At 43.0% G+C, this 22,476-nt stretch carries 19 protein-coding genes and 2 pseudogenes; 6 read left to right on the top strand and 15 right to left on the bottom strand.

The window, feature by feature from the left end:
• Positions 1-9 precede the first annotated feature (9 nt).
• From ACFVQB_RS20820 to ACFVQB_RS20810, 3 genes and pseudogenes are all read right to left on the bottom strand, one after another.
• The gene (locus ACFVQB_RS20820; RefSeq protein ID WP_379443348.1) at positions 10-684 is read right to left on the bottom strand and encodes a hypothetical protein; all 675 of its coding nucleotides are present in this window, start codon (positions 682-684) and stop codon (positions 10-12) included.
• Positions 685-800: 116 nt separating this feature from the next.
• Positions 801-2,183, bottom strand: a complete 1,383-nt coding sequence (locus tag ACFVQB_RS20815; protein ID WP_379443346.1) for an amidase domain-containing protein — start codon at positions 2,181-2,183, stop codon at positions 801-803.
• 400 nt (positions 2,184-2,583) lie between these two features.
• A pseudogene (locus ACFVQB_RS20810) lies at positions 2,584-2,676 on the bottom strand (sugar ABC transporter permease); the annotation flags it as partial.
• A gap of 367 nt (positions 2,677-3,043) precedes the next feature.
• On the opposite strand from ACFVQB_RS20810, the gene ACFVQB_RS20805 reads away from it, so the two are divergent.
• The gene (locus tag ACFVQB_RS20805) at positions 3,044-5,329 is read left to right on the top strand and encodes a helix-turn-helix domain-containing protein (RefSeq protein ID WP_379443344.1); all 2,286 of its coding nucleotides are present in this window, start codon (positions 3,044-3,046) and stop codon (positions 5,327-5,329) included.
• Positions 5,330-5,404: 75 nt separating this feature from the next.
• Here ACFVQB_RS20805 and ACFVQB_RS20800 read toward each other — a convergent pair whose 3' ends face one another.
• On the bottom strand, positions 5,405-6,430 hold the full coding sequence (locus tag ACFVQB_RS20800; protein ID WP_379443342.1) for a leucine-rich repeat domain-containing protein: 1,026 nt from the start codon (positions 6,428-6,430) through the stop codon (positions 5,405-5,407).
• A gap of 243 nt (positions 6,431-6,673) precedes the next feature.
• Here ACFVQB_RS20800 and ACFVQB_RS20795 point away from each other — a divergent pair, with 243 nt between their 5' ends.
• Together ACFVQB_RS20795 and ACFVQB_RS20790 are read left to right on the top strand one after the other, a co-directional pair.
• Complete coding sequence (locus ACFVQB_RS20795; protein WP_076287985.1) at positions 6,674-6,901, top strand: hypothetical protein; 228 nt, start codon at positions 6,674-6,676, stop codon at positions 6,899-6,901.
• 113 nt (positions 6,902-7,014) lie between these two features.
• Positions 7,015-8,187, top strand: a complete 1,173-nt coding sequence (locus ACFVQB_RS20790) for an aminotransferase class I/II-fold pyridoxal phosphate-dependent enzyme (protein ID WP_379443339.1) — start codon at positions 7,015-7,017, stop codon at positions 8,185-8,187.
• Positions 8,188-8,364: 177 nt separating this feature from the next.
• On the opposite strand, the gene ACFVQB_RS20785 is transcribed toward ACFVQB_RS20790, so the two are convergent.
• The 5 genes from ACFVQB_RS20785 to ACFVQB_RS20765 form a co-directional block, all read right to left on the bottom strand.
• Positions 8,365-10,416: an iron ABC transporter permease gene (locus ACFVQB_RS20785; protein ID WP_379443337.1), complete on the bottom strand. Its 2,052-nt coding sequence runs from the start codon at positions 10,414-10,416 to the stop codon at positions 8,365-8,367.
• Positions 10,413-11,408, bottom strand: coding sequence for an ABC transporter substrate-binding protein (locus tag ACFVQB_RS20780; protein WP_379443335.1), 996 nt, complete (start codon positions 11,406-11,408; stop codon positions 10,413-10,415). Before ACFVQB_RS20780 ends, ACFVQB_RS20785 begins: the two co-directional genes overlap by 4 nt.
• A gap of 198 nt (positions 11,409-11,606) precedes the next feature.
• On the bottom strand, positions 11,607-13,016 hold the full coding sequence (locus tag ACFVQB_RS20775; RefSeq protein WP_379443332.1) for an alpha/beta hydrolase family protein: 1,410 nt from the start codon (positions 13,014-13,016) through the stop codon (positions 11,607-11,609).
• 73 nt (positions 13,017-13,089) lie between these two features.
• Positions 13,090-13,731: a TetR/AcrR family transcriptional regulator gene (locus ACFVQB_RS20770; protein ID WP_379443330.1), complete on the bottom strand. Its 642-nt coding sequence runs from the start codon at positions 13,729-13,731 to the stop codon at positions 13,090-13,092.
• Between the two features lie 108 nt (positions 13,732-13,839).
• Positions 13,840-14,382: a CueP family metal-binding protein gene (locus ACFVQB_RS20765; protein ID WP_379443328.1), complete on the bottom strand. Its 543-nt coding sequence runs from the start codon at positions 14,380-14,382 to the stop codon at positions 13,840-13,842.
• A 156-nt stretch (positions 14,383-14,538) separates the two neighbouring features.
• Between ACFVQB_RS20765 and ACFVQB_RS20760 the strand changes: the two genes are divergently transcribed.
• Positions 14,539-15,195: a TetR/AcrR family transcriptional regulator gene (locus tag ACFVQB_RS20760; RefSeq protein WP_379443326.1), complete on the top strand. Its 657-nt coding sequence runs from the start codon at positions 14,539-14,541 to the stop codon at positions 15,193-15,195.
• Between the two features lie 39 nt (positions 15,196-15,234).
• On the opposite strand, the gene ACFVQB_RS20755 is transcribed toward ACFVQB_RS20760, so the two are convergent.
• On the bottom strand, positions 15,235-16,005 hold the full coding sequence (locus ACFVQB_RS20755; protein ID WP_379443323.1) for an SDR family NAD(P)-dependent oxidoreductase: 771 nt from the start codon (positions 16,003-16,005) through the stop codon (positions 15,235-15,237).
• A gap of 240 nt (positions 16,006-16,245) precedes the next feature.
• Between ACFVQB_RS20755 and ACFVQB_RS20750 the strand changes: the two are divergent.
• Positions 16,246-16,383, top strand: a pseudogene (locus ACFVQB_RS20750) (undecaprenyl diphosphate synthase family protein); the annotation flags it as partial.
• Between the two features lie 24 nt (positions 16,384-16,407).
• Here ACFVQB_RS20750 and ACFVQB_RS20745 read toward each other — a convergent pair.
• Positions 16,408-17,340: an alpha/beta hydrolase gene (locus ACFVQB_RS20745; protein WP_379443320.1), complete on the bottom strand. Its 933-nt coding sequence runs from the start codon at positions 17,338-17,340 to the stop codon at positions 16,408-16,410.
• A 113-nt stretch (positions 17,341-17,453) separates the two neighbouring features.
• On the opposite strand from ACFVQB_RS20745, the gene ACFVQB_RS20740 reads away from it, so the two are divergent.
• Positions 17,454-18,167 carry a MerR family transcriptional regulator gene (locus ACFVQB_RS20740; protein ID WP_379443318.1) on the top strand — a complete coding sequence of 238 codons (714 nt, stop codon included), beginning with the start codon at positions 17,454-17,456 and terminating at the stop codon, positions 18,165-18,167.
• A 195-nt stretch (positions 18,168-18,362) separates the two neighbouring features.
• Here the strand turns inward: ACFVQB_RS20740 and ACFVQB_RS20735 are convergent, their stop codons facing one another.
• The 4 genes from ACFVQB_RS20735 to ACFVQB_RS20720 form a co-directional block, all read right to left on the bottom strand.
• Complete coding sequence (locus ACFVQB_RS20735) at positions 18,363-19,142, bottom strand: hypothetical protein (protein ID WP_379443316.1); 780 nt, start codon at positions 19,140-19,142, stop codon at positions 18,363-18,365.
• A complete protein-coding gene (locus tag ACFVQB_RS20730; protein WP_379443312.1) occupies positions 19,081-19,485 on the bottom strand; it encodes a hypothetical protein in 405 nt (134 codons plus the stop codon). The genes ACFVQB_RS20735 and ACFVQB_RS20730 overlap by 62 nt, the downstream gene beginning before the upstream one ends.
• Positions 19,486-19,653: 168 nt before the next feature.
• A complete protein-coding gene (locus ACFVQB_RS20725; RefSeq protein ID WP_379443309.1) occupies positions 19,654-20,583 on the bottom strand; it encodes a ParB/RepB/Spo0J family partition protein in 930 nt (309 codons plus the stop codon).
• The gene (locus ACFVQB_RS20720) at positions 20,580-22,253 is read right to left on the bottom strand and encodes a ParB N-terminal domain-containing protein (protein ID WP_379443305.1); all 1,674 of its coding nucleotides are present in this window, start codon (positions 22,251-22,253) and stop codon (positions 20,580-20,582) included. The genes ACFVQB_RS20725 and ACFVQB_RS20720 overlap by 4 nt, the downstream gene beginning before the upstream one ends.
• Positions 22,254-22,476 lie beyond the last annotated feature (223 nt).

The raw sequence follows: 22,476 nt of genomic DNA, 5'->3' as shown, positions 1-22,476 counted from the left end.
ATGTAAAATTCAATCAGTTAATTTTTTTACCCATTCACTATTATTCCAGATATCAGGATTGTTAATAGTCTGATTTTCTCCACGTACAGTGGAATCATAGCTATCCTTACCACTAGTATACCAATCAACAATAACTAACTTTCCATTCAAACTTTGTACAAGAAATTCAGTAGGTTCAGCAAAGTTACCTACATCCTTATGAACACGTGCATCTAATTTCAAATAGAAAAAACTCTTATCCCCTCCAACATACTCTACTTGTCTAGCACCAATATCAACACTTGTCACTTGATTATAAGTGAGCTTGTTCTTAAGGAATAAATCATATTGAGATGAAACTTTTTTTTGCGTATATTGTTTAAGGTTTTCGTTATCGATATAAGTATCCAAATCAATGTCCGAGCCGTTCCAAATCGCCTTATAATATTCAGACAGAGCTTCTGTACACATTTTATAAGCCGTTTCAAAATCCCAAGCAGATAGATCACTTTCGTCTTCAGCTAAAAAATCTGTGGAATCTTTTGATAAATCCCCTTTGCTTGGCGAAATTTCTGTGCTTTTAGAATCTTTCGCATTCATATCTCCCACAACAACATCAGTGTTATTTTCGTTGGTACTAGTATTAGCCTGTTCGCATGCGCTTAGGGTAAATAAAATCAGTAATAACATGTAAACACGTTTCATTGCATTTCCTCCAGTGAAAATATTGTTCAACTCCACAAATTAACGTAGGGAATTATGTTTAATGCACACCAACTCAACTAACAATTTGAGTGGTGTGCATCAATTCTCTCAAAATATCACTTATAATAACCAGTCAATTTTATAACTCTTTTGCTATCTCCAGGATAAATTTCTTCCGCTTTTTGGTTATCGTTATAGCTGTTTTTACCAGAACGCCCGGTAACCAATGCTCCAAGAACTAAATTCGTGTTAGTCTCGTAGTATTCAGTAATAATAGTTGAATGACGCCAATTGTTGTAAGATCCACTTAAATAAAATTGCAACACGTCTCCAATTTGATAAGGATAACCTGCACTGGCATTATATTTAAACGTTGAGTATGTAGTACCAGTACCAGCCGGACCCTTCGTAGTGTTATTTACCAGAAAATTATAAAGATTTGGAACACCGGACCAGGATGAAGCACGATTACTCAAACTTCTATAGTACCAGCCTGTAGAAGAAATACCTGTTCCATTTGTGTCATATGTAATTGCGCCACCAGCAAGTAATGCATGAGATACGAAGTTTGTACAATCCCAATTTCCAGATATTTGTGAGAAATCATAATAAGAAACACTAGATCCGCCACTTGCAGGCTGATCTTTAGCTTTATTATTTTTAGCGTAAGTTGCTATGGATGTCTTATTTAACGAAGTTAACGTGGCAAAAGGTGTTATAGCTTGATCAGATGATCTGCTATCCTCTATAGAATTTATTTGTACTGGAGATTCCCGATCTACAGAAAAATATTCGGTGATTTTATCATTTAACTCCTCTTGTCTTTTGGTAGTATCAGAACCTTCTAACTTAGAGTTGATGTCAACAAGATTACTTAGTTGACTCTCTTCACCTCTAACATATTCATCGTAATAGTCGTATGGCATGTACCAATCTGACAAGGTAAATCCTGTATCTGTATTTTGAAATAGCATTTTTGAAACTTCTCCAAATCCGGACTGCACTTTCATGCCGACGTAATTGAATGACGCTTCTGTACCGATAGTCAAGAGGATACCTTCTTTGGTCACTTCGGAGGACAGTAAGTTAAATTTCAAGACATAGTTTTCTTTTTGAGCATTTGAGGCTTCTACCACAAATTGCTTTGTATTTATTTTCTTTTCCAAGTAACCAGACAGCTTTGAATCAAACAGTTCTGTATTTACAATTGATTTCACATCTAGTTGATCTGTGCCAATATCGATATTTTCATAGTAATTCTTCAAAACATCTTTCGCAAGAGAAAAACTAGTTGCGATGGCTGATAAACTGACTGTTTTATCTTGAGTATCAACGTCCGATGAACTATTCGGCTCAACATTCAAACCGCTAAACGTATGAACAGGTAAAAAAATATCTTGGGCGGCGATTGCAGTTGGGTTGCTTTGAGCTTGAGCAACAGGAATACCCATGGAAAAAACAAGTGCAGATAAAATTGTATTACTTAGTATTTTTTTCAATTCAATTCAATCCCTTCATTTCATTTGTTTTGTATTAAACCACCAGTACAAACATGAATTTCGCAAACGACTTCAACGCACTTCCTAACGCGTTAAAGTTTTAGAATTGTACACCTCCTAGAACGATTTATTAAGTGAAAGCCTACCAGTGTTTCAATCAGCGTTTATGACGATCTCCCTTGTAAGTAAATACTTTCCAATTTAACTTAACAATTCCTAATATATATGATTTTTATAACATCTGGCAATGATACTAAAGAACCAATAAATGTAATTAATCCATTGTTTATTCCAAATTCAATCTCACACTACCAGTTTGTATATGCCCAGATTGAAGCCCTTGGGCCAGAAAGAAATCGGCAACTGAGCAAGCTGGCCGTAAATCTGACTGATGTCCTTAAAACAGATTGTAATCCTTAAAAGAGATGACCAGACCAAACATCGGTGCATAGCGGAAGATCAAATAATACAGGAGGCAGGGCAGGAATAGCAGCCATAGCGCCTTGTTCCTGGGTTCTGATCAAACGCGACTTCCGCCGAGGCGGCCGGTGCGCTTCTTTTTAGGGTTTGCTTTGCATTACGCCAGCATCAGCCATCGGCATGCCCCTCTTGCTTAGATGATTGCAATTGACTTGTATGTTAGCTAACTTACCCTGGAAATCTGGGGTTCGTCTCCGAATTATAGCGATAATTCTTTAGAAAGCGCTATCTTCATGTTATATAACTTTTCGCCTTTACTCCTTTTTTCCAGATATCCGCGTATAATTCATTAAAAGTGTATATTGTTTGTGTCAACTTTATGCCGCTATGATAGGATTAAACCACTCGATCCGGGGCTGTACTCAAGGGGGAATGTCATAATGAAGGGACTGCTTACAAGCAAATTTGCGTTAAATGGACTGTTTGTCAAGCTAATGCTGAGCTTCCTCAGTGTCATCCTTATTTTGGCTTCATTTAACCTGTTCTCCCATCTGTACTTGAGCAACAAAGTTTACCAGGAGATGGTCAGACAAAATGAACTGGGCCTTACACAGACCGTCGAAGGATACGAGAATCACTTCCGACTGACCCAGAACATGATTCTGGCCCTCACCCAATCGGATACCTGGACAGCCAATCTTGGCATTTTGAACCACATTAAGGAGAACCGCCGTTACGATATTCCCGCAGAGGTGAAGTCGGACCTCTCCACGCTGTATGCCAATCCTTTTCTGCATATCGACAATTTCATTCTCTATTTCAAGCAAGAAGACTATGTACTGGAGAAGGAAGGTCTTAGCAGTGCCAGCGATATGTTCGGTAAATATTATTATAGTAAAGAATATCCTCCGGACTATTGGAAAACTCAAACGATGAACAACCAGTTCCTGAAAGTAATGCCTGCCGCAGCTTTTACGGAAAATACCCTTCATTCATCCCGCTCCCTCGGTCAATTGATGCCGGTCATGATAAAAGCCATTCCTTACGAAGATGTGTACGGCATTGTTATGCTGGATCCACAACGTATGCAGGACACATATGGCGATGCTGGCAATAATCCGTTCTACATTCTGGACAACGAGGGACGCCTGCTGTTCACCACGATGGAGAGAAATATGCAGAATCCGCAGCTACCTGCAGATGGAAGCAAACATGAACGCATTGGGGATCAGTATTACTTCTATGAAAAAGGTAAACAAACCGGATTTACCTATGTCCGGGTCACCCAGGCCGCGGTAATCGCCGCGGAAATGCGAGGCATGCAGCTGCTGCTGGCTGTCCTGCTTGGCGCTGCTGTGCTGATTAGCGTGCTCTCCTCCCTGTTTTTCAGCTTACGATTAAACCAGCCGCTCCAGCGCCTTATTGCCGCTCTGGATCGAAATCCGGACAGCGGACCAGACAAATGGAGCAGTGTAAAAGAATTCGCCATGATCGGCGACCGCCTGAGCTCCATTCTGGAAAATAACCGTTACATTCAAAGCGACCTTGCGCAGAAGAACTCCCTCGTACGTCAGTACGCTTATATCCATAAAGTAAAGAATATCCCGCTCAGTTCCTATCTGGCGGAGCTTGAGGATGCCCAGCAAACCGAGCAGCCCTATGTCTCCATTTTGTTCAAGGTGGGTTTCAAATCCCAGCCGGATGAATTCGGGCAGCATACCCTATTATTGTGGAAGCTGATTCAGAGCCTGTTCACCAGCAGCAAAACCAATAGCGTTGCCATTCAACCTGAGCAGGACCAGCTGCTCCTGCTGCTGTTCGATCCGGGTCCGCAGAGTGGTATTCTGCAGGCGCTGGATACACTGAAGGAGTTGCTGGCTGTCGAAGAAACCCTCTATCTGACCATCGCGGTAAGTCCGGTGTATTCCGGAGAGATTCCGTTTACCGATGCGTACAGCAATCTGTCTATGTTGTTGAAAGAGCGAAGGCTGAATGGGGAAACACAGGTTATTGTGGAGCCGCGCGCTTCTTCGTCAAATGCCTTCCATGTGAAGGTAACCTACGGGGAGGAGCTGCACAACTTGCTGCAATCCGGCAATGAAGAGGCTGTATTCGCTTGGCTGGATCGCCAGCTGGAACAACTGCAGCACAAGGATGCAGCCGCAGAAGACTTCCGCACTTTTGCAATCGGCGCAGTAGAACAAATTGGCAAGACGGTGATGAAGCTGAATTTGACGCACATCGAATCTGAGCTTCGCTCTTCTCCTCCGGGAGAGGCATTTGCTGGCTTCCATTCCATGCAGCAGTACAGGGAATGGCTTCAGGCGCTGGCTCAACCGGTACTTGCGGCAGTACGCAACCAGCTGGAAACGCGTGATCCGGTTATCAGCTTTGTGCTGGACTACCTGGATCATCATTATGGGGAGGATATTAATTTGAATATTGTCGCCGACAAGTTGAATTTAACATCGGGGTATCTCTCCAGTATTTTCAAGGAAAAGACTAACATCAACTTCAGCGAATATCTGAACAATCTGCGGGTTGAGCGGGCCAAAGAACTGCTTGTGAATGTGGATCTGCGAATTCAGGACATTGCGACACAGGTCGGCTATCAAAATGTGAACTCGTTCATCCGCATGTTCAAGCGTCGATACGGGCTAACCCCCGGAGAATACCGCAAGCGCCATGCCGGTGATGACCCGTTCATCTCCTCCAGCCATGGCTAACTAGGTGTGAGCGGGCAAGGGTCGTAGATTTTGAATACACCAATGCCCGCTCGGAAGCGGGCATTGGTGTATTGTTTACATTAGAATTTTGGACAGATGAGCGAGAGCCATCGAGGGAATTCGCTGCTCTTCAGGAATTTCCTCATAGAGCAGGTGCCCTTTCCCCGCTTCAATCATTTGTTTGCGCATGGCAGCAATACGACCTTTGCTATGATCGATAAAACGAAAATCCACCTGTCGCAAACTTTGCATTCCAGTCAAATACTTAAAAGCCTCCGCCTTTATCCCCTTATTTACTTCTTTCAATTCCAGCACCTCTAATTGAACCGCTGTCCACAGGTTGTCTATCTCCTGTATTGATTTCATGAAATCCAGTTCAAGCTGCCGTAGATTCTTCATGTGTGAGAAGTCACACAGCCGCTCAAGTTTGGGCAGTGACAGGTGCAGAAAGACCAGATGATGTAATGCCCCCACTGCATCGATCTCAGTCAGATTCTTTACGGATGACAACCTCAGCATGCGGATATTTGATGCAGCCAGTACTTCGAGTGAACCAGCCAATGTACAATGATCGATAGCCAAATACTCGATAAATGGCAGGTCCACAACAAAATCAAGCTGATCAATGTCACAGTTCAGGACGAGGGTACTCAGACGAATGCAGTCCTCAATGGGCGAGAGATCGGGAAATTTCCCGCTAAGGGCAAGGTAATTTAAGTATTTATAAACCCGGATAAAATCCAGATTTTGCTTTTTGGGTGAGCGAATGTTCAGAAACTCCATCTTTTGCAATGCACTCAGTACATTCAAATCCTGTGGCTGCTTGAGATCCAGCTGCAAAGCGGTGACATGCTTTAAACCCGCCAGTGTCTCCAGAAACTCTTCGGAATACCGCCCCTTCGCATCGTTGTTGGATACATTCAAATTCAAATCTGGTCGTTCGGCAAATACATGCTCATCCAGCTTTCGCAGATCATGCACCTCGTCCAACCCGACAACAAAACTAATCGTAGCCCTGTTCCGTAGTTGTACGATAGCCTTGTCCATTTTATCCTCGTTCCAGGGAACACCACTCATCGAAGCTGCCCACGGTTCGTTCATTATTGGCCACCCTCCTTTTCTCTGATACTTATCCGTCCAGCTTTCCTTTAATTGTAAATCAGGAAGAGTGCATTGAGAAGTCGGATATTCGATTGCAATACTGTATTCTGTATTCTGTACTCGGTAACAACTGATGTATTCATAAAATGGGAAAGAGATAATCTTTCAAAATCCATAATATTACATATAAAGAGCATTTATCCGATATAAAGAGATATCTATTTGAAAGAGGGGTGAAATCTGATGAATAGTTCATTAATAGGTCCTGGAACAGGACTTATTGCCATTGCTGCGGGTGTAATGATGATTGCTACTTCCAAAAACGAAAAGCGGATAGAAAACAGCTTCATCTACAAACACGGCTTTAAACCAGGCTACGAAGATAAAGCTCGCAGAACATCAATACGGGCGAATCGCGTCGCAGGGTTCGGTTTGATTCTGATTGGTCTAGCTGCGATCGGAATTATCTAATACCTGTTAGAAGCTTGAAAGCTCATTTCGTGGTTACTTATCAGTTGAAAACTCTGCTATAATACCTCCAAGTGTTATTCCCCAAGGGGAGATCAGGATGGAGGATAATCATCATGAAGTTTGCTAAACGTATGGAACATTTCAGTGAGGGGATATTCACACGTTTGCTGGAAATCAAGAGGCAACGACTGGAGAATGGAGAACCTGTCATCGATCTAAGTGTAGGCACACCCAATATTCCCCCTGCCCAACATATCATGACGGCTTTATGCGAGGCAGCAGCAGATGCTTCAAACTATACATATGCTGTAAATGATCAGAGCGAATTGCTGCAAGCGGTCAGTGAATGGTACAAGCGCCGTTACCATGTTGAACTGAACCCGAAAACCCAAATTTGCTCCTTGCTTGGATCGCAGGAAGGGCTTGCCCATATTTCTTTAGCGATCGTTGATGAAGGAGATCTGGTCCTTGTACCCGATCCTTGTTATCCGGTCTTTGCTGATGGACCTCTACTGGCAGGAGCGGAGCTGTATTATATGCCGCAAAAAGAAGAACACGGATATGTCATTCAACTTCAGGACATTCCGGAGGATATTGCGCGCAAAGCGAAATTCATGCTTGTATCCTATCCCAACAATCCGACTACGGCGTTGGCACCGGAGCGGTTCTATCTGGATTTGATTGAATTTGCCAAGAAATATGATATTATCGTTCTCCATGACAATGCATATAGCGAGCTTGTGTTCGATGGAATAGCGTGTGGAAGCTTTCTTTCGTATCCCGGCGCGATGGATGTTGGGGTTGAATTCAATTCCTTGTCCAAAACCTATGGATTGGCAGGAGCACGGATCGGCTTTTGTGTGGGAAACCCGGACATTGTATCCATGCTGAAGAAATTAAAATCCAATATGGACTACGGCATGTTCCTGCCGATCCAAAAGGCTGCCATTGCTGCAATCACCGGGGATCAGACGGAAGTTGGTCGGGTCAGGGCCATCTACGAGGCGCGCAGAAACATTCTGTGCGAAGGCTTCAACCGATTGGGATGGAAGATTACGAAACCCGAAGCTACGATGTTCATCTGGACGCGTATCCCCGCTCATTACGAGACTTCCGAACAATTTTCCATGGATCTGGTAACCCAAGCAGGAGTCATTGTGACCCCTGGAAGTGCCTTTGGACCTTCGGGTGAAGGATATGTTCGACTGGCACTGGTGCAGGATAATGAGATGCTCCACCAAGCGGTCAAGGCTGTCGAAGACAGCGGTATTCTAAATAGGGATTAGCAAAACAAAAGAATGATCTTCAGAAATGTTTGGCGAGGATGCGCAGACTGAACAGCGGGCAGACGCCATATTCATTCAAATCTATGAATTAACGCAGAAAAGCCCGCTAGAAAAAGCGGGCTTTTCTCATGTCAGTTCATATTTGCAGGTCCAATAACACGACTAATTATAATTTATTCACTTCATCGGCCTGTGCCAGTTGGAGCGGTACATTAAATAGAGGAAATACGGCGTTCCAATGATCGCAATCAACAACCCGGATGGAATCTCGGTTGGTGCCATAACGGTCCTTCCGATCGTATCCGCTAGCACCAGCATCACTGCACCGACCAATGCCGACAGAAACATCGACCGTCTTAACTTGTTTCCTGTCAACAGACGGACCATATGTGGGGCAATTAGCCCGATAAAACCAACCGTTCCCACACAGGCCACTGCACCCGCGGCAAGCAGAACACCAACGGTCATAGCCAACAGTCGCGTCCTACGAACACTCAAGCCAAGACCTGAAGCACTATTATCGTCGAATACCAACAGTTCGAACCTTCGCGCCAACCACCACGCAAGCGGGATCAAAATCAACAGGAACACCCCAATGATCTTCACTTGATCCCACGTGCGTGCATAGGTACTGCCTGTCAGCCAGATAAAGCCGCTACTGCCATATACAGCGCCGCGAACGATGAGAACCTGAATGCCTGCGCCTGCAATTGCAGACATAGCGATCCCCAGCAATACAACCGCTGAAGGATTGAGACCCTTCTTCCACGACAAGGAGAATACGATTGCTGCAGCGATCCCTGCGCCAACAATCGCTGCTATAGGCAGCAAGAACACCGGAAGACCAGGCCACAGGATGATGACCATCATGGCACCCAAGCCTGCGCCTGACGACACGCCCACGATGGACGCGTCAGCCAGCGGGTTGCGAACGGCCATCTGAATAAGCACACCGCTGATCGCCAGTGCAGCACCTGCACCTGCGGCGACAAGAGTACGCGGAATGCGAAGCTGAACAATAGCCGAGTATAGCCCATCCGATTGAAACAGGCTTGGCAGAAGATCGCCCATTGGAATGCGCATCCCGCCAAACATCGTACTAAGGAGAACCAATGCTAACGTTAGTACCGTAAAGATAATAGCAATAGGGCCGAAAGCCCAGCGACGCGAGCGTGCTCCTGTGCTCATTGAGGTAGACATACCTGATCCATTTGCTGCCTTCATGCGTGTAAGTACAAGCCAGATCAGCCATGGTGCACCAATGATTGCCATCACGGCCCCTGTCGGCAACTCCAGACTGGAGTTATGAACCATCTTGGCAAGTACGTCTGCACCAACCAGCAGTGCTGCGCCCCACAAGAAAACACCAGGCAATAGCAATCGATTGGAACGAATTCCACTCAATCGAACCAGATGAGGTGCCACCAAACCCACAAAGCCAATTGGCCCAATTACACTGACAATGACCGCAGCCAGCAACACAGCAATAATCAACCCAGTGGCACGGGCCATGCCTACTTTCTGCCCGAGTGAGGAAGCAGTTGATTCATCCAGTTCCAACATATCCCACTGCCGGGATAAAACCAGGGCAACGATCGCAATTCCGATGACCCAAGGCCATGCGTAAACTACACCGCTCCAGTCATTCTGAACGAGTGTTCCGGAGCCCCATAGAAATAATGCCTGAGTCTCCTGAGAGAAGAAAATATGCAGCGCGCTTGTAAAAGAACCAAGCACCATCGATACAATCATGCCGGACAGCGCAAGTCGCACCGGACTTGACGTTCTTCCCCCGCCCATGAAGTACGCTGCGGCAGCTGCAAGTAATCCACCGAGTACGGCGAAAAGGAAAGGCGATTGCTGCATCAAGCCTGGGAAAAAAATTGTTCCCAACACCACAACAAAATAGGCCCCCGCATTGATGCCAAGTGTGTCCGACGCCGCCAGCGGATTGCGTGTAATAGTTTGTAACAACGAACCGGCAACAGCAAGCGCCCCTCCGGCGAGTATACCGATTACCGTTCGCGGCATGCGCAGATCCCAGATCATATTATGTTCCAGTGTGTCCTGCCTGCCCATAAGTGAATCTACAACCGTATGGAGTGGAATTGAAGCCTCTCCATAACACAGGCTTACAAAAAAAAGCACGATGAGAGCGGTTAGACCGCCCCCATAAATGCTTATTGTGCGCCAGTTAAACACTGGTCGGGAATGTTGGACCGAACTCATTGGGTAATCGCTCCGACAACCCCGTCAACCAGAGCTTTGGACGAGATAGGTCCACCGAACGTCCATGTTGTACTATCCAGTTGATAGGTGCGTTTATCTTTGACAAAATTCAGGCCTTTCCATACTGAATTGTCTTTCATTGCTGTGCCAAAAACGTCATCATCCGGTTGTGTGATGTAGATGAAGTTACTGTCCTGAACAGCAGGCAGGGATTCAATACCCACCGTTGAGAAGCCATATCCTTCAATTTTGTCCGGCTGCCAGTCGTTAACCAATCCAACCTTCGCCAACGTGCCAATTACGACAGCGTTATCGGTAAACATGCGAAGACTTGCTGCATTTTGATACGTAAATGCTTGTGTCAGTACATAATGGAATTCCGATTTGTCCGCAGCAGCAAGTTTATCTTTAGCTTCTGCATAATGCTGGTCGAGTTCATCGAGTACCTTCTTCGCTTGGTCTTCTTTTCCTAGAGCAACGGCGATATTGTTGAACGTTTCCGTCATTTTGTCATAAGTATAGCCATCACCCGTATACAGATCATATTCAAGCGTTGGTGCAATGGCATTGAGTTGATCATAGATATTCGAATCTGAATTGGCGATAATCAGATCCGGCTTCAAAGCTGCAATCGCCTCCAGATTTGGCTCGTCACGTGTTCCCACATCCGTTACAGTGTCATCCAGAGCTGCTTCGGGAGTCACATAGACTTTATAGTTGGCGTTGTCTGCACTACCTACTGGCTGAACACCCAGTGCAACTACATCTTCCGTATATGTCCATTCCAGTGTAACAACTCTCTTAGCTGGTTTATCCAGTTTGAGCTCTCCACCACTATGCTTAACTGTAACAGGACCTGCTGTCTCTTCAGTCGGTGTGCTGCCGGAAGAGGCATTTTCATTTGTATCTGTTGTGCTGCTGGCCTTACCGCAACCTGTCAGAGCAAGCGCCAAAACCGTCAGCAGTAAAAATCCGTTTAAGCTTTTTTTCATATCCTACTTCTCCCCTATTTATATGTATTTATATGATAACAATTATCATTATCACTAATGGATTATCCCGTAGGATTGCGATTTTGTCAATTCAAAAGAGTTATTATTTTCATTTTCAATATCTTCCCTCTCACAGCATAAACAGAAAAAAAATGAAAGAACCCGCATTCAAGGCGGGTTCTCTTAACTGTTATTAATCTAATACTTGATCAAGTTAATTTCAGGATGCGCGGTCCGAATGTCATCCAAAGTATGATCGGTTATTCCTTTGAGATGCTGATCAAAGAAGCTCAGCGACAATTCATTAATAAGCTGGAAATTGGCTGATACATCGGCTCCTGCTTCATTAATGATTGGAGATACGCCAGCCAGATCGGTATAACTCCCGTGATTGGTTTTGGGAATGGTAGCCGTGTATGCACCCGGTTTATGAATCGTTTGATTGCGAAGATAAGCCTCGGCAAACAGCTCGTCCCTATTCCCAGGCTCTCCCTTACTGGCCTCTTCCATGAATCGGATGGAAGCCGCGGAATTCAAGAGCAGAAACGGCTTTCCTGGACCGTCTGTCGGCATGGGGTCACCGTATAATCCGCCATCCATATCGATCGCTGCCCTGATCCTTTCATCCTTAACTAGCATTTGGGCCGATGTCGCACCGCCAAAGGAATGACCCAGCATGCCAATCTGATCCGGGTTGATCATTGCTGCAATGGGTTTGAATGCATCGTCAAAATCGCCGCCGATCACTTCATCCAGAACAAAGGATACATCCTGTTCCCAAATATGGATACGTTCATTTAAAAAGGTAATTGTGTTCTGAATGGGCGTAAAATCTACCTGATCCCCATCAGGGAAAACGGTTGTTGCGGCATCACCCGTAAAGTTGAGCACCACGATAACGTAGCCGTGACTGGCCAGTTCCTCCAATTGGAATGTATTTTGTTGCCCATAGAGACTCATTCCCTGTGCGAACAGAAGCAAGGGGAATTTACTGTCCGTTTGCACAGGCACTGCTTGAGTAAATGAATGGGTTTGGGTCAATCCAAGATGCGTGGTTGCAATATACGGAAATCCTTGAGTTACCGATAATTGCTTACTCAGCGCTTTTATATCTGCATGATATGGAGCCGGTTCACCTGTATTCTTTTCCGCCGGATAATAGACCTGTGCCATCAACTCCCGGTGCACCTGGTGGTTGGGGACAACCAGCTCTTTTCGACTTGTATCTGTCAGATGAAAAGACTGCGTTCCCACTGCATAAGGTCCTGTTGGCGCAGCAAAAGTCAGAATTGGAAAGAGCATCGGTAAGGCAAACATGAGGATGGTGGCAAGGATAATGCCCGTTCCCTTTAGCAGCTCCACTGCTTTTTTGCGGGATCCCTCCACAGCTTTTGGCTTTATAAATACCTGCAATGTAACAGCGATCAGCATCATATAAGCCGGAATCATGCGCCAGTTCGCCCCCACTGCAATCAAGGTTGTCAGTAAAGCAAGGTAGTCTACACCCAGAATGATGACGTTGTTTCTCGTTACACCTCGTTGTCTAAACGTAAATAAAAGGCTCGATAGAATAAGTACAGCTACAAATAATATCTCGGTTAATTTCATGTTGTAATCTCCTTAGGTCGTTATACATTCAAATGAATGTATACAAGCAAAATAATAAGCTACAACATGTAGCCTATTTTTCTACCGCATCAAACAACTGAATAAATACGCCTTTCAAATCCTCATTCACAAGTGCTATGCCAACACCTTCAAACAGCAAACTGATATGCTCTATTTTCTGCAAAAATTCCTCTCGACTGACTTCGAATATGCCTGGATTCATCCAGATGTCAAACAGCATCGTAAAGGTTTCCGCCGCTTGTTTGGGGTAGGCGACTTGCATGGAACCGTCCCTGTTTCCATCCTCAATGATTCTTTTGATGCCAGGAGCTACCACTCTTGCCCCTTCTGTAATCCGGCTAAATACAAATTCAGCTGAATGCATGTTGGACGAAACATTCGACAGGTCACCTTCCTTGATGCTTTGCAAAATGGAAAAGGATATGCCCTGTCTTAGACGTTCCAGTGCATTTAAGCTGGCCAGATCAGTAGCTTCGTGAAATACATTTTTTTCGGCCATGGTTTCTTTGGTGACCGCCTGGATCACATCTGCGAGTGTTTTGAAATGATGATAGAATGCACCTCGAGTAATGTCTCCTACATCATTCACAATATCCTGAATGGATACATTGTTATACCCATTCAAGGTAAACAATCTCACTGCCGATTCCATAATGCGCCTTCTTGTAATTTCCGGGTATTTGTTTCTCGCCATACGAACTCCCCACATACATTCATTTAAATGTATCTAAATCGTAAATGAATTTATACGGTTTGTCAAACCGGAGATTCGACGATAAAGCATTTTTCTCCGTACGACGATTTAACTCAACTGCATCGTTGTGATGCATGTATTATCTTCTTCATATGTAGATAGCTGTGTCTCTGCAACCTTTCCATCATGCACCACACGAATGAGGTATGACTTATCTCGGTCTAACCAGAAATCCATAAAACCGTTGGAGCCGGCCTTCATCTCAGCATCCTTCATGAGCGTATTCCCTTCGGAGTCATGGATCGTCACAATGAACTTCTTATTTTTCATTTCGCCCTGACATCCGGTCAGGCTATGTATTGCACAGGGATGAGTCTGTTCCACGTAGGGTGCAACGGAAAGGAAGAACTCATTTTCAGGCAAATCGTAGGTTGTCGTTTGATTGCCTTTATCCGTAACGATTAACTGGGTGGCATTAATGGAGGCCGATTCGGGTGTCTCCTTGCCTGTACTGATATTTTCTACCATCTTTTTAATATTGGGTGCTTCAGTGTTACCTGCTTCTTCTGTCCCCACATTGTTTGCAATCAGATAGGCGCCCAGTACAATTACAACCACAAAGCCGGCAATGATCCACATTTGTTTTTTCATCTGGAGTTCATCTCCTCGTCCGTTTTGGTTTATTATAATGGAGAACGAACCATCATGGACTGAAAGCGCATGTAATTCACCATTTATTCACATATTTGTATGCGCAAATCGCATCATGTTATATGTATCATTGATCAGCAAAGGAGGATGTGTATATTGCATAAATCCCTATCTATACCCGACACGGACCGTAGAGTCCACAGATCCAAACAGGCCCTGAAAGCCTCATTGTTAGAATGGATGTCTCGCAAGCCGTTCGAGAGTATTACCATCACCGATATCGTGAAATTGGCCGATGTGAACCGCAGTACCTTTTACAAACATTATGTATATAGAGAAGACTTGCTCAATGAAATTTTGAAAGACGTGATGGCAGATCTGATCTTCGCCTACCGTGCCCCTTACCAGCACTACCGGGATTTCGGAATCATGGACCTGAGCGCTTCGGCTATCAAAATTTTCGACCATGTTCTTGGCCATGCCACCTTCTATGCCTTGCTGGTTAAGACAAACATGCTTTCGGGTTTTCGGGATACACTCTATGAGACGCTCAAAACTCTGTATCTGGAGGATGTAACCGATATGTCGCCAGACCCCCGCGTGAACAAGGAGCTTCTTGCCTGTTATCAGGCCAATGCTGTTCTTGGTTTAATTACAGGGTGGGTGCAAAGCAACTTCAAATACAGTGCCTCCTATATGGCAGAGCAGCTGTTGGAATTCACACGCATGAATCGGTCCAATGAAGTTTACCGTTCGAATCTGAATCCATCAATGGATGAAACGGAAAGAGGCACCGTCTCTCATGACAACTGAGAAACCAGTACCTCTTTGAATGTTTCGATCACGCTGCTCTTAGTTGCTGATCCAGCCACCATCCACTGGCAGCTCCACACCCGTGATGAATTTGGATTCATCAGAAGCTAAGAACAAGTAGGCATAAGCGATATCCATGGACTCTCCGGCATGCGGAGGCAGTGGGGCGAGATTTTTGTAATGCTCTCCCATCTCCACTTGGGATTTGATGCCCGCTTTTTCCACCATGCCGGTAAACACAGCCCCTGGATGTACAGAGTTCACACGGATGTTATCTTTGGCGAACCACTGTGCACCATGTTTGGTCAGTGAACGCACAGATCCCTTGGAAGCACTGTATGCTGCACCCTGAGCATCGGCAATTCCGCCAATGATGGCAGCGATGGAGGACGTATTTACGATAGAGCCTTGTCCGTTTTGCTGCATATAAGGGATAACCGCCTTCATTCCCAGCCATACACCTGTACCGTTAATCGACATGACCTTGTCCCAATCTTCCAATTCTGCTTCCAGAATGCCTTTGGCGATGTGAATGCCGGCATTGTTGACCAGAATTTCAATTTTGCCATAGTTTGCGATAATTTCTTCCACAACTGCATTCCATGATTCCGGACTGGATACATCCAGCTTTAATGCAATCGCTTCGCCGCCGTCAGCTACGATCTGTTTCACCTGTTCCTGCAAAGCGTCAATCGCTACATCGGTAGCAACTACCTTCGCTCCTTCTCTGGCAAACAATTGAGCCCCAGCCAATCCCATACCGCTTGCCGCTCCAGTTATAATTGCAACTTTTCCAGTTAATCTGCCCATGTCCAATCATCCTTTCCAAATGAAGATGGATGCCCCATAAAGACACATCCGACCTTGTTGACACCTTTAGTATACGGATGAAATGAAAACCCTTTCAATCAGCAAACGAGCAGGCTTTTGTGGGATAACCGATATTTGAGTACGGCTCTGTTCATTCCCTGTAAGATATCCCACAGATGAAGGGTTATTTGTTGTTTTAACATCGAGGCGCTCCTTCTGCATCTTGGTGACATTGTAAACCTATTATGGCAAGCCGCTTATTCCGAGCTCTGGTTTACGGATGTGATGTGGCCGGATTTCAACGAACAATTGTTATATGAATCCATTCTGGATTATCAGCAGCGCAAGCAAAGGGCATTAGACGATGTAACACAGTAATAGCAACTTTGTTTCTGTAGATCCTCAGCTTAAATGAGCTTTTAACCAGGGATGGATAATAGGGAGAACGGTGCTGGGCTGCATCGCTTTGGTGTGATCCATATCCGCTCCCTTGAGTATTTCGACAGTCCAGCTGAAGTTTTCAAGAATTGGTTTGTTCTTTTGCAATCGTCCAGCGATATCCACCGTCACACTGCCAAATTTCTCACCATATACAATCGTATCTTTCTCTCCTGCAAAAGCCAATCTGGGGATATTCAACTGCGTTTGAATATGTTGGTCTTCGAAATCAATCAAACCTTGATACAAGGTCGCAAATTGTTTCGTTTGAGCCGGATCGATCTTTAACTCTATGTTGTCCCAATCTAATTGATCCGGACTCAATTCTTCTGCTTTCATTAGAGCTTCTGCTGAGTGTATTTCTCCCGATTCTTCATGCTGCTTCAATGCTCCCTCATATGTCTTTGTGGTCACTATTCGCATTTCCTCGTACGGCCCCTCGTAGGGCGGAAATCCTCCCATAATGAGACTTTCCATGCGGTCGGTCCGAAGGGCGAGCTGCAGCCCGACAAGAGCCAGCCAGGAATATCCATAATAACTAAATCGATCTACATTCATCTGATCTGAAATTCGCAACAAATCCTGAGCTATATATTCAGGCGTAAAATGTTCCGGATGGGGATGTGCCATGTAGTGGCCTTCATAATCAAAATGCAGGATCTGAAATTCATCCGAAAGTCCGTCGATAAACTTTGCACCCAATTCAGGATCAACACCCCACAACTTTAGGGTTTCGGCTTCTTGTCCGGTTACGGACTTTTTGGCTATGGGCAGCATAATGACGCTACGATCTTGTGCTCCTGTCAGACCCACTTCAAGCTGTGAGCCATTTAACAAAGTAATTATTTTCTGCAATTGAACCAGTCCTTTACTGTTGATATCCTCAGTGTATAACATGGATGCAATCTTTCGGTTTTCATTATAAAATGTGGATAAAATATGGACTTTGGCGCGTTGTATGTTAGTGTAGCACTTGAAGGTTTTACTTGAAGTATGAGGAGAGTAGCTACATGAACCAAGCTTATACACCCGGGCAGATTGCCACAAGGCTGGATGTGAGTACGACTACACTGCGACGGTATGAAAAGGAAGAGCTGATCCCCGACGTTCCGCGGACTTCCAGCAATCACAGGTACTATACCCCTATTCATCTTCAGGCGTTTATTACGATTCGTTCGTTATTGAAAGGGTATGAGATTCCCGTTGTATATGAGGTCATGAGAAAAGTAAAACAGGGCGATACAATTGATGCCCTCTGGCTTATGAACCACCAGCTGTACAACAGCCAACTGGAGAAGCAACGAGTGGAAGACATATGGAAGATGGTACAACAGGTGGATTTCGCTAACGATCCAAAGGTGGGAACGATGGAGGCCATGACGATTGGAAAAGCCGCCGAAGCAGCGGGGGTCAACACTTCTGCTATCAGACATTGGGAAACCGAAGGCTTGATTTGCTCGGAAAGAGACCCTAACAACGGTTATCGAATGTATACCCGAGCCGAATTAAGAAAGATATTGGTCATTAGCAGTTTAAGAAAATCCATCTACTACATTGAACATATAAAAGAACTTCTGAACACCGTCGGCACGCAGGATTACAGACAGATTAATAAAGGCTTCCAGCTGGCCCTGCAAAAGCTTAACAGCAAACTGACCCTGCAATTTGCAGGAGTGAAGGAACTTATGACATATATTGAGTTACATCAGGAACCAAAGGGGTAACGTCTCTCATCAATGCTCCTTCCAAATTCCAATCTACCATCATACGCTTTGGCTGTTCAACAGAGCAAAAATTAAAAAAGACTATGCAAACAGCGTACACCAAGACGGTGCACGCTGTTTGTATTTTGTATAACTATGTCGACAGTGTTATCTATAAGTGTACGTGTACGCCAACTTACAATATGCATTATGAAATCACACAAATAAGTGTTCATATTTTCGAATCTGCAATTTTAAAATTTGTGAAACCCGACCAAGCTCTTGATCATGCTCTTCTATGAATTGTGTAATTGAAGAATGATTAAATTGAAGGCTTGTTTTCAATGCACGTGCTTGTTTTGAAAAATCACTGCTAAATGGCTTCGCTTTGATTTTACGTAATGCAACACTTGTTGGCATACTAACGGGATAGTCCGTTGTATCTGACAGAAAGCTTAAACCGTGATCAAACAGCGGACAAAGTCTATATCCGTTAGGACCGTGTATAAAAGCAATATTATTCAGATGTCTGTCTTCATTTAGCAAAATAGCATCCAAAGGTAACATCAGTGAGAAGTACTCTAGCGTATCTAATTTCAACACATCGTTGAGAAACTCAACAACTGATAACACTAAATCTCGTGTGCTCTGTCCCTGCTGTAAATCATCAAATTTAACACCATAGCTCTCCAAAATGCGATGCAAAGTAATGATACTCTCTCCTGGATGCAGGAAATCTTCAGAGTAGCAGCCCTCATACTTGATGTTGTCCTCTATTAAGACACATCGTTTGTAGGGAACCTTAAGTTGTGAAGGGATGTTGGAACGATGAATCAACTCAAATGCTACCCATTCTGCCAATCCCTCATACCCAAACTTATTAGCTTTCGCCCACTTATCATCAATTTTCCATTTTAGTTGGTCACCTTTGCTACTACTCACAAAAGTCTGACGAAAATTCTTGTTCACCTGCAAAACGGGGATGGACATCGGCACAGGTCAACTCCTCATTAGAAAATCGAATCCACACATAATCATCATATAAGACGCCATGTGTTTGTTTTACAATCTCCGAAGCTACATAATCACTCAGACCCAATGATTGCAAAATTTTATCGGCATGGTGTCTGGTCCGAGGGAAACATCTGGATTCAAAGTAATCTAATACATCCCCTACGGTCACCTTGGACTTGTTTGGAAAAGGAAGAAAAACAGGCGATACACTTTTATCTTGCCATACGTCAACCGTCTGATTACTATAATTCAGTTTAACTGTAGCAATGACTCGATCATGCTCCAAAACCTCAAACTCAAGAGGAGGTGCAATAATTTTGTTCATATTCCCCATATGCTTCCTCCATCATTTTTTATTAACTAACAGATTTTGATATTATTCGACAACATTATATCATTTCTTGAAACAGATTATATTTCATCCGTCTAAATTCTCAGATATAAAAAAATAACCGTGATTCCCAAAAGGGATCACGGTTATTTTTTTAGTTTTCTAATTATCGATATATAATTTCAAATCAGTTTTCAGACGTAAGATTGCGTTTGAATATTGTTCTATTCTTTCTTGCAATCTTATACGTTCATGTTCATTACCAGTAAAACATATTCTTTTAAAAATATCTTTTGCGTTATTTATATCTTGGACATAGGTATTAATTTTACTTTTCCCTCGATATCTCATACTATCCCCATCTATCTCAAGAAGTGCGTCAGACAACTTCTTATCAGGATCTACTAAAAAACTTTTTAATTGTTCTACGTTGGCTTTATGGATAAATGAGTCCGTTTTAAGATCCAATATTCCAACTAATCCCCTCTCAATTTTGGACAACATTGTTGCCCTCACTGTATCCAATTTGTTATCTTCTACTATTTCAGGTTTTAATCTATTTAAATTATTCAACCATTGTATTAAATATGCTAGTGCGGAGATTGATATTTTATTATTGGCTAAAGTTTGTTCAATTTCAGAATGCGGATAATAGCTAAATACCTTTACTCTTGCTGATACAAAAGCAACACTTTTGTTCATCTTGCGTGCGAGCTCACTAAACGAACACTTTTCCCAATAAATCCACATATCGTAAGTGTGTTTAGCCCATTCATATACACTCCAATCTGATTTACCACCTTGGACTGATCCTAATCTTTCTTGTTCTTCTTGGATACTTTGTGGCGGCTCAACTAGGTACACTGGAATTGTTCTTTGCATTAACTTTTTTGCTGCATGCCATCTTCGATGACCTGATAGAATTACATACTTATGATCTTTTTCATAGCATGTTATAGGAACCTCCCATCCTTTGTCTTTAATTACTCGTTGTAATTCTTCAGTTTTAATTGTGTTATCCATTCGTGGATTCAACGGATTTGGTACAACATCCTTTATATCTGCCCTTATCAAGTTGGAATAGTTATTCAAGTCAAACTCCCTCCTTGTAATTCAAGGCTCTTACTCTTTAACATTTCCATTAAATCGTTTAACTCGTCTATTAATATTTGTGCTTCTTTACGATCCTTACATTCGATTTTTTGAACAGTTGCTATCGAATCATCCATTGTTTTATATATTCCGTTGTAATTATCATCTTCTCCCGAACGATTGATCGCCATCTCAATCTCTGATTGTTTCAACGTTTTGGTAGTGTCTGAAAGAAAAGATATAATCTCTTTTTCACTAGCATTACACACGAAATTTCTATCATTAAAAATGTTGCTATTAAAACATTTGTTTTCGTATTTTTTCAACATTTGTTTTCTTATAAAATCCTCATCTAGCGATTTCACCAAGTTAGGATGAAATTCACACAACCGCTTAATCCAGGTAATGATATAGTCAAGCATAGAGATCGAATACATACCATTTTTCAGTTTGTCTTCAATTTCAACACGTAAATAATATTTGTAAACGCGGATTTTTGCAGCTATTTTCGTTTTGGGCACGCCTATTTTTTTCGAAAATTCTTCATATGCGATACCCCCACTGAATATCCAACGATCGTATATATTTTTCGCTATTTCGTATGGCGTCCATTCCACTTGCACACTTTGTAATGAGCCTAAACGATCTTTCTCCTCAGCAGATGTAGAAGGCGCGTCCACTACAAATACAGGCATCTTGTCATGGCCTAATTGTTTTGCCGCATACCATCTACGGTGTCCAGACAGTAAGATGTAGTACTCTCCTTTCTTATAACATGTTACTGGCTCTTCATAGCCTTTAGTTTCTATTATTTGTTGTAGTTGCTTTGTGTCGATAGCCAGATCTCTTCTGGGGTTACTAGGATTAGCAAAAATATATTCAATTTGCACCCACTTAAGATTATCATCACTATTCTGCTGTGGTTGACCATTTAGATTGAGTTCTGAAATTTGCATAAGTAACGCCTCGTTTCTATTGATAATTTTTTGGCAGTCGAAATCGCATTTTCTTAATATTCCATCAATATTTATTCTTAATTGAGCTGCAGAGATCGTAAAATGTTCTATTATATTCTCTCTGCTATAGCCTTCTATTAGCTTGTCAGCAACTTTCTGTTCTATTGTAGAAAAGCTTCCTACACTTTCGATTTGAAATATTTGATCCTGATTTTCTTCGACCGCAATCACATCTATCAGCTGTCTTTCATCCTGGTTTTCTTGGTTTGAATTAATTGATTCATATAAGTATAGTTGACGTCTAATTACATAAAAATGCAAAGCTTGAACGGCCATATTGTAAGAACATCCGAGTTCTTGTGAAATAATATCTGGTGACATTCCTGATAGGTTTCGACTCATTATTTTAAGGATTATGCTGTTTATTTTTTGGCTAGGTCGTACAATATTGTAATGTTGTATTGTAAACTCTATCATTCTTCCCTTTACAAATTTATAAGCATAACGCCAGAAAAACTCTTTTCCTTTTTTAAAATCAAATTTCGAGTACGCCTCTATAAGTCCTAAATAGCCTTGTTGTGTAAGATCATCCAATAGCCACTTGTCATATAACATTCTTGAGTAGAAACATCTTCTTGCTGTTCTTTTTACGTCTTTAGTATGTTTATCTATGACTTCTTCTATTGTTATCTCTGTGGATTGAGGCTGATTCAAATGCAAGTCCTCCTCTCCAGATATCATCATTTCTACAATTATAATTTAATAGTTGACGGAAATCTTTCATTCGTCAAAGGTTCTAACTTTTCAACAGCAACGTGGTTTTTATGACAAAATCTCCTATCTATTACTCATTTAATTTACAATCTTCCTAAAAAAAGAAAGGCCTCGATTGTATCTTAACTCCTTTCCAAAGTATGACCTGAAATAACGTATTAAT

It is taken from the genome of Paenibacillus sp. NPDC057886 (assembly GCF_042796655.1).
Lineage (GTDB): Bacteria > Bacillota > Bacilli > Paenibacillales > Paenibacillaceae > Paenibacillus.
Note: the sequence above shows the minus strand (reverse complement) of the source record. Positions and strands in the feature narration are given on the sequence as shown.

What these genes read in the sequence shown, in the direction of transcription:
- ACFVQB_RS20820 (WP_379443348.1), bottom strand. Translation starts at nt 684, where the DNA reads ATGAAACGTGTTTACATGTTATTACTGATTTTATTTACCCTAAGCGCA.
- ACFVQB_RS20805 (WP_379443344.1), top strand. Translation starts at nt 3,044, where the DNA reads ATGAAGGGACTGCTTACAAGCAAATTTGCGTTAAATGGACTGTTTGTC.
- ACFVQB_RS20800 (WP_379443342.1), bottom strand. Translation starts at nt 6,430, where the DNA reads ATGAACGAACCGTGGGCAGCTTCGATGAGTGGTGTTCCCTGGAACGAG.
- ACFVQB_RS20795 (WP_076287985.1), top strand. Translation starts at nt 6,674, where the DNA reads ATGAATAGTTCATTAATAGGTCCTGGAACAGGACTTATTGCCATTGCT.
- ACFVQB_RS20790 (WP_379443339.1), top strand. Translation starts at nt 7,015, where the DNA reads ATGAAGTTTGCTAAACGTATGGAACATTTCAGTGAGGGGATATTCACA.
- ACFVQB_RS20785 (WP_379443337.1), bottom strand. Translation starts at nt 10,416, where the DNA reads ATGAGTTCGGTCCAACATTCCCGACCAGTGTTTAACTGGCGCACAATA.
- ACFVQB_RS20780 (WP_379443335.1), bottom strand. Translation starts at nt 11,408, where the DNA reads ATGAAAAAAAGCTTAAACGGATTTTTACTGCTGACGGTTTTGGCGCTT.
- ACFVQB_RS20775 (WP_379443332.1), bottom strand. Translation starts at nt 13,016, where the DNA reads ATGAAATTAACCGAGATATTATTTGTAGCTGTACTTATTCTATCGAGC.
- ACFVQB_RS20770 (WP_379443330.1), bottom strand. Translation starts at nt 13,731, where the DNA reads ATGGCGAGAAACAAATACCCGGAAATTACAAGAAGGCGCATTATGGAA.
- ACFVQB_RS20765 (WP_379443328.1), bottom strand. Translation starts at nt 14,382, where the DNA reads ATGAAAAAACAAATGTGGATCATTGCCGGCTTTGTGGTTGTAATTGTA.
- ACFVQB_RS20755 (WP_379443323.1), bottom strand. Translation starts at nt 16,005, where the DNA reads ATGGGCAGATTAACTGGAAAAGTTGCAATTATAACTGGAGCGGCAAGC.
- ACFVQB_RS20745 (WP_379443320.1), bottom strand. Translation starts at nt 17,340, where the DNA reads ATGTTATACACTGAGGATATCAACAGTAAAGGACTGGTTCAATTGCAG.
- ACFVQB_RS20740 (WP_379443318.1), top strand. Translation starts at nt 17,454, where the DNA reads ATGAACCAAGCTTATACACCCGGGCAGATTGCCACAAGGCTGGATGTG.
- ACFVQB_RS20730 (WP_379443312.1), bottom strand. Translation starts at nt 19,485, where the DNA reads ATGAACAAAATTATTGCACCTCCTCTTGAGTTTGAGGTTTTGGAGCAT.